Source organism: Castellaniella hirudinis (genome assembly GCF_042651965.1).
Taxonomy (GTDB): domain Bacteria; phylum Pseudomonadota; class Gammaproteobacteria; order Burkholderiales; family Burkholderiaceae_B; genus Castellaniella; species Castellaniella hirudinis.
Genome location: NZ_JBHSDY010000005.1, coordinates 56026 through 69884, shown reverse-complemented (window position 1 = coordinate 69884; position 13859 = coordinate 56026). Strand labels below are relative to the sequence as shown.

The following is a 13859-nucleotide window of genomic DNA, read 5'->3' as shown; positions in this document are numbered from 1 at the left end:
AAGCGGATTATTTGCGGAACAGGCTGCGCGCGGCGATATTGATCCCCAGCACCAGCAGGGTGATCAGCGCGGCGCCCGCCCAGGCCAGCCGGTTCCAGTCCTCGAAGGGGCTGGCGGCATACTGGAAGATCACCACCGGCAGGTTGGCGATGGGGGCGTTCATGTTCAGCGACATGAACTGGTTGTTCAGGGCGGTAAAGAGCAGCGGCGCGGTCTCGCCGGCGATGCGGGCCACGGCCAGCAGGACACCGGTGACGATGCCCGAACGCGCGGCCCGATAACAGATGAAGACGACGATGCGCCACTGCGGGCAGCCCAGGGCGGCGGCGGCTTCGCGCAGGCTGTTGGGCACCAGGCCCAGCATGTTGTCGGTGGCGCGGACCACCACGGGGATGACCAGGATGGCCAGCGCGAACGCCCCCGCCCAGCCCGAATAATGGCCGACCTGCGCCACGTAGATGGCGTAGATGAACAGGCCGATGATGATGGACGGCGCCGACAGCAGCACGTCGTTCAAAAACCGCGTGGCCGGCGCCAGCCAGCCCCGGCGGCCGTACTCGGCCAGATAGGTGCCCGCCAGCACGCCGATGGGCGTGCCGATCAGCGTGCCCACGGCCGACATCAGCACGCTGCCGATGATGGCGTTCAGCAGGCCGCCGTCCGACCCGGGCGGCGGGGTGCTTTCCCAGAACAGCGTCAGGGACAGGGCCGAACCGCCCTTGAGCAGCAGCGTGAGGATGATCCAGGCCAGCCAGAACAGGCCCGAGCCCAACGCCAGGCCCGAAAGCCCCAGCATCAGGCGGTTGAACAGGCGCCGGCGCCGATAGATCGGATTGCCAAGGGCGATGGAGGAATCGGACAGGGCCATCAGTGTTTCGTGCCTTCTTTGCGCGACAGTTTCAGCAGCATGAACTTCGACAGGGCCAGCACCACGGTCGTGATCAGGAACAGGATCAGGCCCAGTTCCAGCAGGGCCGATTTCTGCAGGCCGCCGGCTTCGTTGAATTCATTGGCCAGGGCCGAGGCGATGGAGTTCGACGGCGAGAAGATCGAGGACGGCAGGTTGAAGGCATTGCCGATCACGAAGGTGACCGCCATGGTCTCGCCCAGCGCGCGGCCCAGGCCCAGCATGATCCCGCCGATGACGCCGTGCTTGGTGTAGGGCAGCATGATCTTCCAGACGACTTCCCAGGTGGTGCTGCCCAGGCCGTAGGCGGATTCCTTGAGCAGGGGCGGCACTTGCTCGAACACGTCGCGCATCACCGCCGCGATGAAGGGAATGATCATGATGGACAGGATCAGCCCCGCGGTGAACAGGCCGATGCCCATCGGCGGCCCGCCGAACAGGTGCTCCAGCACCGGAACGCCTTCGAAGAAGTCCACCAGATGCGGCTGCACGTATTCCTGGAACAGCGGCACGAACACGAACAGGCCCCACATGCCGTAGATGATGGACGGAATCGCGGCCAGCATCTCGACGGCCACGCCCAGCGGGCGACGCAGCCAGACCGGGGCCAGTTCAGTCAGGAACATGGCGATGCCGAAGGACACCGGCACCGCGATCAGCAAGGCGAGAAAAGCGCTGATCACGGTACCCAGCACCGGCACCAGCGCGCCGTAGTGATGCTTCACGGGGTCCCAGTCGTTGGTCCACAGGAACGGCAGACCGTATTCGACCAGGGAATCCCGGCTGCCGTACACCAGTGAAGCCAGAATCCCAGCCAGCAGCATGAAGACGAAGAACGCAAACAGGCGGGTCAGGTGCCGGAAACCGGCATCCACCAGAAGGCTGCGCTGCGATAAGGCCATGTGGGACTCCAGACTCACTGTCAGACTATATGCCAGACTTTACTTCCAGACCGCCGAACCGTCCTCGCCGCGGATCCGCTCGGCCCAGACGCCGCGGATCTTGGCCGTCACAGCCTCAGGCAGCGGCACATAGTCCAGTTCGCTGGCCATGGCGCCGCCTTCGCGCCAGGCCCAGTCGAAGAAGGCCAGGACTTCATGGGCGCGCTTGGGATCGGCCTGCTTGCCGTGCACCAGGATAAAGGTCGCCGCCGTCACCGGCCACGAATCCGCACCCGGTTCGTTGTTCAGGACCAGGCCCATGCCCGGCGCCGAGTTCCAGTCGGCGTGCGAAGCCGCCGCGGCGAACGTCTTTTGCGAGGGCTGCACGAACTGGCCATCGCGGTTCTGCAACTGCGCCCAGGCCAGGCCGTTCTGGTGAGCGTAGGCGTATTCCACGTAGCCGATGGAGTTCGCCAGTTGGCGCACGTAGGCGGCGACGCCTTCATTGCCCTTGCCGCCCTGGCCGGCGGGCCACTTGACCGCCTTGCCCTGGCCGACCTGTTCTTTCCAGGCGGGGGACACCTGGGACAGGTAGTTGGTCCAGCCGAAGGTCGTGCCCGAGCCGTCCGAGCGGTGCACCACCACGATGCCCTTGGCGGGCAGCTTCAGATCCTTGTTCAGGTCGGCGATCGCCGGGTCGTTCCATTTCTGGATCTTGCCCAGGAAGATGTCCGCCAACACCGGGCCGGTCAGCTTGAGCTGGCCTTCCTTGATGCCCTCGATGTTGACGACCGGCACGGTGCCGCCGATGACGGCGGGGAACTGGACCAGGCCGTTCTTTTCCAGGTCTTCCGGCTTCATCGGATCGTCCGAAGCGCCGAAATCAACCGTTTTGGCGATGATCTGCTGCTGACCGCCGCCCGAGCCGATGGACTGGTAGTTGATGCGGTTGCCGGAGGTTTCCTGGTATTTGGCCGCCCACTTGGCGTAGATCGGATACGGGAAGGAAGCGCCCGCGCCCGTCAGGTCGGCGGCTTGCGCGGAGACGCCCGCGGCGGCCATGATCGCCAGGCCAGCGGCGCATTGCGTCAGAATTTTCTTGAACATGTCTTGAACCCTATGTGGTCTGAGATGATCGACAGTCCCGGCAATTCCAGGCCCGTCAGGACGACATGGTAGAGGGCTGACGTGACAGTTTCATGACAGGTGAATGACGGTTTCGTGACAGGAGACTCCCGCCCGTCATTCCAAGCGCGTCATCAAATGCTGATGCAGGCTGAAGGGCGCGCGGCGGTTGCGCACGCGCAGGTAGCGGCCGTCGGGCTGCGCCGCCCAGGCCAGTTGATTGTCCCGCCAGGCAAAGGTAAAAGCCTCGTCGATGACCCGGCGGCGCAGCCGCTTGTCCAGCACCGGGAAAGCCAGTTCCACCCGGCGCAGGAAATTGCGGTCCATCCAGTCGGCGGACGACAGGTACAGGGGCTCGGCGCCGTCCTGGTAGAAATAGAATACCCGCGAATGCTCCAGGAAGCGGCCGATGACGGAACGCACCCGGATGCGATCGGACAGCCCGGGCACGCCGGCCTGCAGCGCACAGGCCCCGCGCACGATCAGGTCGATGCGCACCCCGGCCTGGCTGGCCTCGTACAGGGCCCGGATCACCGTGGGCTCCAGCAGGGAATTCATCTTGGCGCGGATCCGCGCCCGCTTGCCCGCGCGGGCGAATTCGGTTTCAGAGCGGATCAGGCGCAGCACGGTCTCGTGCAGGGTGAAGGGCGACTGCAGCAGCAGCTTCAGCTCGCGGCGCGCGCCCAGGCCGGTCAACAGCGAGAACACCTGATCCATGTCCTCGCACATCTGCTGGTTGGCCGTCAGCAGGCCGAAATCGGTGTACAGGCGCGCCGTGCGCGGGTGGTAGTTGCCCGTGCCCAGGTGCCCGTAGCGGCGGATGCGGCCGTCCTCGCGGCGCAGCACCAGGGCCATCTTGGCGTGGGTCTTGTGCCCCACCACGCCATAACTGACGTGGGCGCCGACTTCTTCCAGGCGCGCGGCCCAGTTGATGTTGGTCTGTTCGTCGAAACGCGCCATCAGCTCGACCACGACCGTGACTTCCTTGCCCGCCTTTGCCGCGGACAGCAGCAAGCCCATCAGTTCGGAATCCTCGCCGGTGCGGTAGATGGTCTGCTTGATGGCCACGACCTGGGGATCCAGCGCCGCGCTGCGCAGAAACATCAGCACCGGCTGAAAGGACTGGTAGGGATGGTGCAACAGGTGGTCGCGCGCCGCGATGGCGGCGAACAGCTCGTCGGGCCGCTCCAGGCCGGTGTCGAACGGCGCCTGCATGCGCGGCCGGAAGACCGGATATTCCAGGTCGGCGCGGTTGACCCGGTTGCAGAGCTGCATCAGCCGGGCCAGATTGACCGGACCGTTGACCCGGTAGGTGTCGGCGGCTCCGAGGCCGAACTCGCGCTGCAGAAACAGTTCCAGGTCGGGGGGCATGGCATGCGCGATCTCCAGGCGCACCGAAGCCCCGAAATTGCGCTGCGACAGTTCGCCCTGCAAGGCCTGGCGCAGATTGGTGATTTCTTCCTCGTCCACGAACAGGTCGCTGTTGCGCGTCACCCGCCACTGGTAACAGCCCTGGACGTTCATCCCCGGAAACAGGTCGCTGACGAAGGCATTGATCAGGGTGGTGAGCAGCATGAAGCCGTCGGGGATGCCGGCGATCTCGGCGGGCACCTTGATCATGCGCGGCAGCGCGCGCGGCGCCTGGACGATGGCGATGTGGCCCTCGCGGCCGAACGCGTCCTCGCCGCTGAGCGCGATGATGAAATTCAGGCTCTTGTTGTAGACGCGCGGGAAGGGATGCGCCGGATCCAGGCCGATCGGGGTCAGCAGCGGCATCACGTCGCGCACGAACACGCCGTAGGCCCATTCCCGCTGCAAATCCGTCCAGCCCGTCGAATAGATCAGGCCCACCCCCTGGTCCATCAGCTTGGGCATGACCTCGCCCGTCAGCAGGCGGTTCTGGCGGTCCACCAGCGCGTGCGCAGCGCGCTGCACCCGGTCAAAGGCCTCGTCGGGCGTCATGCCGTCCACGCCCCGCAGATCCGGCGTCTGGCGCTGCTGTTCCTTGAGACTGGCCATGCGGATCTCGAAGAACTCGTCCAGATTCGATCCGACGATGCACAAGTAGCGCAGGCGTTCGAGCACCGGCACGTCCGTGCGCTCGGCCATGGAGAGCACCCGTTCGTTGAATTTGAGCACCGAAAGCTCTCGGTTCAGAAGCACTGGCATTTCTTCGACGGCCCGCATGCGCGCCTCACAATCCTGTCATGAATCGGCCACTATAATCGCACAGTGTGACATTTTCTGGTAAGGCCATGGACAACCGGCTCGCCTCGATCGACCTGGGCTCGAACACTTTCCGGCTATCCATCGGGCGCATCGTGCGCCACGGAGACACCGCCCAGATCTACGCCGAAGACAAGCTGCGCGAACTGGTTGCCCTGGCCAACGGCCTGGACGAACACAAGCGCATCAACGCCGCCACCATGGAACAGGCCCTGGCGGCGCTGCGGCGCTTCGGTGAACGGCTGCAGGGCTTTTCCCCCGCCAACGTCCGCGCCGTGGCCACCAACACCTTCCGTGTGGCGCGCAACGCCGCCGAATTCCTGCCGGCGGCCGAACGCGCCCTGGGCTTTCCGATCGAAATCATTTCCGGCCAGGAAGAAGCCCGCCTGATCTACCTGGGGGTGATCCAGGACCTGCCGCCGTCCAGCCAGCGCCGCCTGGTGATCGACATCGGCGGGGGTTCCACCGAATTCGTCATCGGCCTGGGCGACCACCCCCTGGAGCTGGCCTCGCTGGAGCTGGGCTGCACCACGCTGACGCGGCAATTCTTTCCCCAGGGCCGCATCACCGCAGCCCGGATGAGCCAGGCGATCCTGGCGGCGCGCGGCGCCATCGAGACCATCGCCAGCCGCTACCGCAGCACGGGCTGGCAAGAAGCCTACGGCTCGTCGGGCACCGCCAAGGGCCTGCTGGCCATCCTGCTGGAAAACGGCCTCAGCCCCCGGGACATCACCCTGGAAGGCATGGAGCGGCTGCGCGCCGCCCTGGTGAGCGCCGGCGAGGTCCGCCTGCACGACTGGGCCGGCCTGAAGCCGGAGCGCGTGCCGGTGCTGCCCGGCGGCCTGGCCATCATGATCGCCGCTTTCCAGGAGCTGGGCATCGAACGGATGCGGGCGGGCGACGGCGCCCTGCGCATCGGCGTGCTGCACGACCTGCTGGGCCGCGATTCGCATCAGGACCGGCGCGACGAGACCGTGCGCCAGATCCGCGGCCGCTATCAGCTCGACACCGCCCAGGCGGGCTTCGTCCGGACCCTGGCGCTGCGCCTCTTCGACCAGCTCGGCCTGGCCGCCGAGCCCGACACGCCGGAACTGCGCCGGGCGCTGGCCTGGACCGCCGAACTGCACGAAATCGGCCTGGTGATCGCCCGCGACGATTACCACAAGCACAGCGCCTACATCCTGGAACACGCCGACATGCCGGGCTTTTCGCGCGATGACCAGCGGCTGCTGGCCTTCCTGGCGCTGGGTCACCAGGGACGCCTGGCCAAGGTCCGCTGCTACGCGCCCGACCGCGCGCGCTGGCTGGCCCTGTGCTGCCTGCGCCTGGCGGTCCTGCTGCTGCGCCGCCGCGAACCCCTGGGCGCCCTGCCCCTGACGCTACAGGCCTGGGATCAGCTCATCACCCTGGAAATCCCGGCGCACTGGCTGGCAACCCGCCCCCTGAGCGGCCTGCAACTGAAGAAAGAAGCCACGATCTGGCGCAAGGCCGGCTTCGTGCTGGACATCATCGAACGTTGATTCAGGCGAGCCCGAAATGCCGCCGATACCGGGCGTCCAGCCGTTCCAGGTCCAGCAGGATCGGAAAATCTGCGGTGTGAAAATCCGGGTCCCAGGCCGGGGCGCCGCAAATCGTTGCGCCCAGCGCCAGATAGCCTTTGATCAGCGGCGGCACCCGCGCCGGCAGCGTGCTGTCCAGGCGATCCACCGGATAAGGATGCAGGGGCCGGATTTGCGGCGTGTCGGGATTGCGCGCCATCAGCGCCCGCGCCCGGCGCCAGACCTCGGACGCCGTGACTCCGCTGTCGCGCAGACTGACGCTGGCGCAGCCCAGCATGTAGCGGTAACCGCCTCGCACCATGACCTGGGCCAGCCCTGACCACAGCAGCATGATGGCGGTGCCATGCCGGAAGTCCGCGTCGATGCAGGAACGGCCGACTTCGACCAGTTGCGGGCGCAGCGCCGCCAGCGGCTCCAGGTCGAATTCAGATTCGGAATAATAGCCGCCCGCCTGGCGCGCGGCCTCGGGCGTCAACAGCCGGTAGGTGCCCACCACCCGGTCGGCGCCCACGTCGCGCACCATGAAATGCGCGCACCAGGGATCGAAGTGATCGACGTCGCGATCGCCCACGGCGTTCGGAAACTGCGCGCCCATGTCCTCTGTGAACACCCGAAACCGCAAGCGCTGCAGAGCCTCCAGGTCCTCCTGGGTCTGCGCGATGGTCAAGGCCAGTCCACCGGCCTCGGCCCCAGGCCAATCGATGCGTTTCATTGATCCTGCAGGCAGGGAAGCAGTGTAGGCGAGCATGGCAAAATCCCTAAAGTGAGGTGATCGGGATTATTTTGCCGGTGCTCTGTGTGAATCATGTGACAGCGACATTCAGGCCAGCTTGACCGCTACGAGACGGCGCACGCCTTCTTCGGCCAGGGCCTCGTCATCGGCCTCGACCATGAGGCGCAGCTTGGGCTCGGTGCCCGAGGCACGGATCAGCACCCGGCCGCGTTCGCCCAAGGACGCGCGCACCTCGTCCGAAGCCGCCTTCAGACCGGCATGCGTCTGCCAGTCCAGGCCGGGCGCCAACGGCACATTGACCATTTTCTGGGTGTACATGGACAGGTCGGCCACCAGGTCGGCCAGGGAAGCGTCCGCATGCCGCATGGCCGCCAGCACCTGCAGGGCGGCCACGATCCCGTCGCCCGTGGTGTGGCGATCCAGACACAGCAGGTGGCCGGAGCTTTCGCCGCCGAACAGCCAGCCGTGCCGGCTCAGGACTTCCAGCACATAGCGGTCGCCGACCTTGGCGCGCTCGAACGGGATGCCCAGTTCATGCATGCGGCGCTCGAAACCGAAATTCGTCATCAGCGTGCCGACCACGCCCTGGATGGGCTGGGCGCGCGCGCGGTCGCGCACGATGGCGTAGAGCAGTTCGTCGCCATTGAACAGGCGGCCGGAGGCATCCACCATCTGCAGGCGGTCGGCGTCGCCGTCCAGGGCAATGCCCAGGTCCGCCTTCTGGGCCGCCACGGCGGCGACCAGGGTCTCGGGATGGGTCGCGCCGACCTTTTCATTGATGTTGAAGCCGTCGGGCTCGCAGCCGATCACCGAGACCTCGGCCCCCAGTTCGCGGAACACGTGCGGCGCGATGTGATAGGCGGCGCCGTTGGCCGCGTCCACCACGATCTTCAGGCCTTGCAGATCCAGCTCGTTGGGGAAGGTGCTCTTGCAGAATTCGATGTAGCGGCCGGCGGCGTCGCTGATGCGCCGCGCGCGACCCAGGCCGGCCGAATCGGCACAGCCCAGCGGTTCTTCCAGCAGCGCCTCGATGGCGGCCTCGGTCTCGTCGGGCAGCTTGGTGCCGGCCCCGGAAAAGAACTTGATGCCGTTGTCGTAATGCGGATTGTGGGACGCACTGATGACGATCCCGGCGGCCAGGCGCCAGGCACGGGTCAGATAGGCGACGGCCGGCGTCGGGATCGGCCCGGCCAGCATCACGTCCACCCCGGCGGCCGACAGGCCGGCCTCCAGCGCGGATTCCAGCATGTAGCCGGAAATGCGGGTGTCCTTGCCGATGACCACGGTCGGCCGTCCGGCGGACACAGCGCCGCGCGCCAGCACGCGGCCCGCCGCATAACCCAGCCGCAGGGCGAATTCCGCGTTGATCCGATCACCGCCGACGATGCCTCGCACCCCGTCGGTCCCGAAATATTTGCGTGCGCTCATGCGCGGACTCCTTGTTCGACGGCCGACCAGACCCGCAGAGCATCCACGGTGTCGGCCACATCATGAACGCGCAGGATATGCGCGCCCCGTATTGCGCCGGCCAGGGCCGCCGCCACGCTGCCGCCCAGGCGCCGGGACGCCGGGCGGCCCGTGACGGCGCCGATCATGGACTTGCGCGACAAACCCAGCAGGCTGGGATATTCCCGGCCCACGGCCTGCGGCAAATCCCGCAGCAGGGTGTAATTGTGCGCCGCCGTCTTGCCGAATCCAAATCCGGGATCGAGCACGATGCGGTCGGCGTCGATGCCTGCCCGGCGCAGGCGCTGCGCGCCCTGGTTCAGATAGTCGTGGACTTCGGCAACCACGTCCTGATAGGCCGGGGCGTCCTGCATGGTGCGCGGTTCGCCGCGCATATGCATCAGACACAGCGCGCAATCGGCGTCGGCCACGGCCTGGACCGCGCCCGGCGCTGAAAAACCGCCAATGTCGTTGATCATGTCGGCGCCTGCGGCCAGCGCCGCCCGCATGACGTCCGGCTTGCAGGTATCCACGGACAGCGGCACGCCGCAGTCGCGCAGGGCTTCGATCACGGGCAGGATACGGCGGAGTTCTTCGTCGGCGGGGACGGCCTGGGCGCCGGGGCGGGTGGATTCGCCGCCGATGTCCAGCAGGTCGGCGCCTTCTTCGACCAGAAGGCGCGCATGGGCGACCGCCTGGTCGGCCCGGAAGTGAACGTTGCCGTCAGAAAACGAGTCCGGCGTGACGTTCACGATCCCCATGACCAGGGGGCGCTCCAAGGACAAGCGGAAACGCCCGCACTGAAGATGGTCATGCATAGACAGGGGCGGTCGGATCAGACCGGCGTCGCGGCAGGGCCCTTGTCGTTGCTGGCGGCCGGCTGGCCGGCCGACGGGGTCTGCGGCGTGTCGCCGCCCCCCGAGGACGGCGGTTGCGGCGCACGCGGCGGACGGCCGGCCATGATGTCGTCGATCTGCTCGGCATCGATGGTTTCCCATTCGAGCAGGGCCTTGGCCATGACGTGCATCTTGTCCTGGTTGGACTCGATCAGGTCGCGCGCCACGCGGTACTGCTCGTCGATGATGCTGCGGATCTCGGAATCGACCTTTTGCATGGTGGCTTCGGACACGTGCGTGGTCTTGGTCACGCTGCGGCCCAGGAAGACCTCGCCCTCGTTTTCGGCATACACCACGGGCCCCAGGGAATCGGTCATGCCGTAGCGCGTGACGATGTCGCGGGCGATGGCGGTGGCGCGCTCGAAGTCGTTGGAGGCGCCGGTCGTCATCTGGCCCATGAAGACCTCTTCGGCGATCCGGCCGCCGAACAGCACCGCGATGGTGTTCAGCAGACGTTCCTTATCCATGCTGTAGCGGTCGCCCTCGGGCAACTGCATCGTCACCCCCAGCGCGCGGCCGCGCGGGATGATGGTGACCTTGTGCACCGGATCGGTCTTGGGCAGCAGACGCGCCACCAGCGCATGGCCGGACTCGTGGTAGGCCGTGTTGCGGCGCTCTTCTTCGGGCATGATCATGGAGCGGCGCTCCGCGCCCATGATGATCTTGTCCTTGGCCTTTTCCAGGTCGGACATGTCCACCGTACGGCCGTTGCGGCGCGCGGCAAACAGGGCGGCCTCGTTGATCAGATTGGCCAGGTCAGCGCCGGAAAAGCCCGGGGTGCCGCGCGCCAGCACGCTGGCGTCGACGTTCTGGGCGATGGGGACCTTGCGCATGTGGACTTTCAGGATCTGCTCGCGGCCGCGGATGTCGGGCAGCGACACGACCACCTGGCGGTCGAAGCGGCCCGGGCGCAGCAGCGCCGGGTCCAGCACGTCGGGCCGGTTGGTGGCGGCGATCACCAGCACGCCCTGGCCGGTTTCGAAACCGTCCATTTCGACCAGCAACTGGTTCAGGGTCTGTTCGCGTTCGTCGTTGCCCCCGCCCAGGCCGGCGCCGCGCTGGCGGCCCACGGCGTCGATTTCATCGATGAAGATGATGCAGGGAGACTGCTTCTTGGCGTTCTCGAACATGTCGCGCACACGGGCCGCGCCCACGCCGACGAACATTTCGACGAAATCCGAACCGGAAATACTGAAGAACGGGACCTTGGCTTCGCCGGCGATGGCCTTGGCCAGCAGCGTCTTACCCGTCCCCGGAGAGCCGACCATCAGCACGCCGCGTGGGATGCGGCCTCCCAGGCGCTGGAATTTGGTGGGATCACGCAGGAAGTCGACCAGTTCCTGGACGTCTTCCTTGGCTTCGTCGCAACCGGCGACGTCCGCGAACGTGATGTTGTTGGTGTTCTCATCCATCATGCGGGCGCGGGATTTGCCGAAGCTGAACGCCCCGCCCTTGCCGCCGCCCTGCATCTGGCGCATGAAGAAGATCCACACCCCGATCAGCAACAGCATCGGGAACCAGGAAATGAACAGGCTGGTCAGGAAAGAAGGCTCTTCGCGGGCCTTGCCGGAAACCTGGACGCCGTTCTTGACCAGCTCGGGCACCATCCACAGGTCGCCGGGCGAGGTCAGGCTGTAGGCACGGCCGGATTCCGGGGACACGTAGATCGTGTCGCCCTGGATGTCGACCTTATTGATGCGGCCGGCACGCGCGTCGTTCATGAATTGCGTGTAGCTGACCGAATCTCCGCTCGTGGCCGGGTGTCCGTCAAACTGCTTGAACACCGTGAAAAGCACGAGCGCGATCACCAGCCAGACCGCAACCTTGGAAAACGAGTTGTTCAAAGCCAACCTCCTGGGTATATGCCACCGCCCGCCTGCTGCCCGCGCCGCATGAGCCTGCGGCCGCGATTACATCAAGCTGACAGATACGTCAATGCTTCATTCTACCTGAATCCGCCAGGCAGACGCAGTACGACCATGACGGCCTCAGGCATCTTCCGCAGCGTCTTCTTCGGCTCCGGCCCGATCCCGCCCGGCATCTGGATTTTTTACCGCCGGGCCGCCCCTAGGTAAAAACGCCCCCTCGGGGGGCAGCAAGCCGAAGGCGCAGCGTGGGGGCTATTTTTTCAATCCTTTACCGACCAGAAACGTCTCGGAGGACTCGTCCCGGGACGCTTTGGGTTTGCGTTCGACCACACGGACGAAATGCTGCTTGAAGAGCTGCACGATCTGCGAAAACCCGCTGCCGTGAAACGCCTTGACGACCAAAGCGCCGTCCGGCTTCAGGTGGCTGCAGGCAAATTCCAGCGCCAATTCGCAGACGTGGGCGATGCGGGCGGAATCCGCCGAGGCCACACCTGATAAATTGGGGGCCATGTCGGAAATCACAAGGTCTACGGCCTGCCCTTCCAGGCGTTCGTGCAATTGCGCCAGGATGGCGTCCTCGCGGAAGTCGCCCTGGATGAATTCCACCCCGGCGATGGGCTCCATGGGCAGCAGGTCCAGCGCCAGCACACGGCCGTCGATCTCGCCGCCCGCCGCCAGCAGGCGTTCGCGCACGATCTGCGACCAACTGCCGGGGGTCGCGCCCAGGTCCACGACCACGTCGCCGCGCCGCAGCAGTTTTTCCGTGTCCAGAATCTCGGTCAGCTTGAAGGCGGCGCGGGCACGGTAACCCTTCTGTTGCGCCATTTTGACGTAAGGGTCGTGAATATGCCGCTGAACCCAGGCTTTAGAGAATTTTTTCTTGGCCATTCTCGTACAATTCCAATATGCCGAAACTCGAACTGACCTCTCAGCAGCGCAGCGCCCTGCGCGCCGCCGCTCACCCCCTGCATCCCGTCGTCCTGATCGGCGACCGCGGCCTGACGGCCGCCGTGCTGGAAGAAATCGACCGCACGCTGGCGGCCCATGAACTGATCAAGATCCGTGTCGCCGGCGCCGAGCGCGACGAACGCGACGCGATGCTGGCGGAAATCTGCGAAACGCTGTCCTGCGCCGCAGTGCATCATCTCGGCAAAACGCTGATTATCTATCGCCCCGATCTGCTTGCGCAACAAGCCGCGCAGGCGGCCGAAAACGCCACCCGGGCCGTGCGCAAGAAGTCCGAGCCCTACGTGCCTAAAAAGCAGGCGGCAAAACCGCGTGCCGCCCGCCCCGCCCCGCAACGTGCCGCGGGTACGCAACAGGACGGATCGGAAGAACGCGCGGCGCCGGGGGCGGGCCGGAAAACCCGACCGACCGACAGCCGCGGGGCCGGGAAACCGACGCGCGGCAATCGTGCCGATGCAAGCCATGGCATCCCGCGTCGCAGCGGCGGCGGCAGTGCATTGTCGCTGCGCGCCGGACGGCGCGGCAGCCGCTGACCCGCAGCTAAAACATAGACGGGCACGCCTTCAGCCAGAGCTTGGGAAACCGAAGACCGGGACATCCCTCACCCACGTCGCGCCTTGCAAGGCGCTCCGATTCGGCAGGCACGGAATAGTCCGCAGGGACTATTCCGTGTCCGGCCTCATCACTCGTAGCTGACGGAACAGACTTCGTATTCGCGCACGCCGGCCGGCGCACGCACTTCGACCACGTCGCCTTCGCTGCGGCCGATCAGGGCGCGCGCCACGGGGCTGGACACCGAAATCATGTTGGCGCGGATGTCGGCTTCCAGGTCGCCGACGATCTGATAGGTCAGGCGTTCGCCCGATGCCAGATCTTCGATCTCGACGGTCGCGCCGAACACGGCCTGACCGGCGACGTCCAGATCGGCCGGATTGATGATCTGGGCGTTGGACAGGGTGCCTTCCAGTTCCTGGATGCGGCCCTCGATGAAGCCCTGGCGCTCGCGCGCAGCATCGTATTCGGCGTTTTCGGACAGATCGCCCTGGGCTCGCGCCTCGGCGATGGCGTTGATGACTTCGGGGCGCTCGACCGTCTTCAGACGGTGCAATTCAGCCTGTAAGCGCTCTGCCCCGCGAGCTGTCAAAGGGATCGCAGACATAGTTCCTGACTCTAAAAGTAAAAGACGCCCCATGCGCGGGGCGCCCGACAACGAAAGAAAGAGGGGCGAAGTGTGGTGGTTCCGGCCCGCTGA

At 66.1% G+C, this 13859-nt stretch carries 12 protein-coding genes; 2 read left to right on the top strand and 10 right to left on the bottom strand.

The genetic code is table 11. The annotated features are described in order from the left end of the window. Window positions 1–7: 7 nt before the first annotated feature. From pstA to ppk1, 4 genes are all read right to left on the bottom strand, one after another. Window positions 8–868, bottom strand: a complete 861-nt coding sequence (gene pstA / locus ACFO0J_RS08560; RefSeq protein WP_376812654.1) for a phosphate ABC transporter permease PstA — start codon at window positions 866–868, stop codon at window positions 8–10. Beyond that, entirely contained in the window at window positions 868–1809 is a 942-nt protein-coding gene (gene pstC, locus ACFO0J_RS08555) for a phosphate ABC transporter permease subunit PstC (protein WP_376812653.1), read from the bottom strand. The genes pstA and pstC overlap by 1 nt, the downstream gene beginning before the upstream one ends. Window positions 1810–1848: 39 nt before the next feature. After that, window positions 1849–2895 carry a phosphate ABC transporter substrate-binding protein PstS gene (gene pstS, locus ACFO0J_RS08550; RefSeq protein WP_376812652.1) on the bottom strand — a complete coding sequence of 349 codons (1047 nt, stop codon included), beginning with the start codon at window positions 2893–2895 and terminating at the stop codon, window positions 1849–1851. Window positions 2896–3030: 135 nt separating this feature from the next. Beyond that, a complete protein-coding gene (gene ppk1, locus ACFO0J_RS08545; protein ID WP_376812982.1) occupies window positions 3031–5082 on the bottom strand; it encodes a polyphosphate kinase 1 in 2052 nt (683 codons plus the stop codon). 86 nt (window positions 5083–5168) lie between these two features. On the opposite strand from ppk1, the gene ACFO0J_RS08540 reads away from it, so the two are divergent. Further along, window positions 5169–6659, top strand: coding sequence for a Ppx/GppA phosphatase family protein (locus ACFO0J_RS08540; protein WP_376812651.1), 1491 nt, complete (start codon window positions 5169–5171; stop codon window positions 6657–6659). Window position 6660: 1 nt separating this feature from the next. On the opposite strand, the gene ACFO0J_RS08535 is transcribed toward ACFO0J_RS08540, so the two are convergent. From ACFO0J_RS08535 to ACFO0J_RS08515, 5 genes are all read right to left on the bottom strand, one after another. Next, window positions 6661–7410, bottom strand: coding sequence for a GNAT family N-acetyltransferase (locus ACFO0J_RS08535; protein WP_376812650.1), 750 nt, complete (start codon window positions 7408–7410; stop codon window positions 6661–6663). Between the two features lie 108 nt (window positions 7411–7518). Continuing rightward, complete coding sequence (glmM, locus tag ACFO0J_RS08530; protein ID WP_376812649.1) at window positions 7519–8859, bottom strand: phosphoglucosamine mutase; 1341 nt, start codon at window positions 8857–8859, stop codon at window positions 7519–7521. Then, window positions 8856–9695 carry a dihydropteroate synthase gene (gene folP / locus ACFO0J_RS08525; protein WP_376812648.1) on the bottom strand — a complete coding sequence of 280 codons (840 nt, stop codon included), beginning with the start codon at window positions 9693–9695 and terminating at the stop codon, window positions 8856–8858. The genes glmM and folP overlap by 4 nt, the downstream gene beginning before the upstream one ends. A 17-nt stretch (window positions 9696–9712) precedes the next feature. After that, the gene (gene ftsH / locus ACFO0J_RS08520; protein ID WP_376812647.1) at window positions 9713–11617 is read right to left on the bottom strand and encodes an ATP-dependent zinc metalloprotease FtsH; all 1905 of its coding nucleotides are present in this window, start codon (window positions 11615–11617) and stop codon (window positions 9713–9715) included. Between the two features lie 276 nt (window positions 11618–11893). Then, window positions 11894–12529 (bottom strand): RlmE family RNA methyltransferase, encoded by a 636-nt coding sequence (locus ACFO0J_RS08515; RefSeq protein WP_376812646.1) that lies wholly within the window; start codon window positions 12527–12529, stop codon window positions 11894–11896. Window positions 12530–12546: 17 nt separating this feature from the next. On the opposite strand from ACFO0J_RS08515, the gene ACFO0J_RS08510 reads away from it, so the two are divergent. Next, window positions 12547–13140: a YhbY family RNA-binding protein gene (locus tag ACFO0J_RS08510; RefSeq protein ID WP_376812645.1), complete on the top strand. Its 594-nt coding sequence runs from the start codon at window positions 12547–12549 to the stop codon at window positions 13138–13140. 149 nt (window positions 13141–13289) lie between these two features. Here the strand turns inward: ACFO0J_RS08510 and greA are convergent, their stop codons facing one another. Next, on the bottom strand, window positions 13290–13766 hold the full coding sequence (gene greA, locus ACFO0J_RS08505) for a transcription elongation factor GreA (RefSeq protein WP_376812644.1): 477 nt from the start codon (window positions 13764–13766) through the stop codon (window positions 13290–13292). Window positions 13767–13859: the final 93 nt, after the last annotated feature.

Excerpts from the sequence above, each read along its gene's own strand:
- glmM (WP_376812649.1), bottom strand. The coding sequence starts at position 8,859 with ATGAGCGCACGCAAATATTTCGGGACCGACGGGGTGCGAGGCATCGTC.
- folP (WP_376812648.1), bottom strand. The coding sequence starts at position 9,695 with ATGCATGACCATCTTCAGTGCGGGCGTTTCCGCTTGTCCTTGGAGCGC.
- ACFO0J_RS08510 (WP_376812645.1), top strand. The coding sequence starts at position 12,547 with ATGCCGAAACTCGAACTGACCTCTCAGCAGCGCAGCGCCCTGCGCGCC.
- pstA (WP_376812654.1), bottom strand. The coding sequence starts at position 868 with ATGGCCCTGTCCGATTCCTCCATCGCCCTTGGCAATCCGATCTATCGG.
- ACFO0J_RS08540 (WP_376812651.1), top strand. The coding sequence starts at position 5,169 with ATGGACAACCGGCTCGCCTCGATCGACCTGGGCTCGAACACTTTCCGG.
- ACFO0J_RS08535 (WP_376812650.1), bottom strand. The coding sequence starts at position 7,410 with ATGAAACGCATCGATTGGCCTGGGGCCGAGGCCGGTGGACTGGCCTTG.
- ACFO0J_RS08515 (WP_376812646.1), bottom strand. The coding sequence starts at position 12,529 with ATGGCCAAGAAAAAATTCTCTAAAGCCTGGGTTCAGCGGCATATTCAC.
- pstC (WP_376812653.1), bottom strand. The coding sequence starts at position 1,809 with ATGGCCTTATCGCAGCGCAGCCTTCTGGTGGATGCCGGTTTCCGGCAC.
- pstS (WP_376812652.1), bottom strand. The coding sequence starts at position 2,895 with ATGTTCAAGAAAATTCTGACGCAATGCGCCGCTGGCCTGGCGATCATG.
- ppk1 (WP_376812982.1), bottom strand. The coding sequence starts at position 5,082 with ATGCCAGTGCTTCTGAACCGAGAGCTTTCGGTGCTCAAATTCAACGAA.
- greA (WP_376812644.1), bottom strand. The coding sequence starts at position 13,766 with ATGTCTGCGATCCCTTTGACAGCTCGCGGGGCAGAGCGCTTACAGGCT.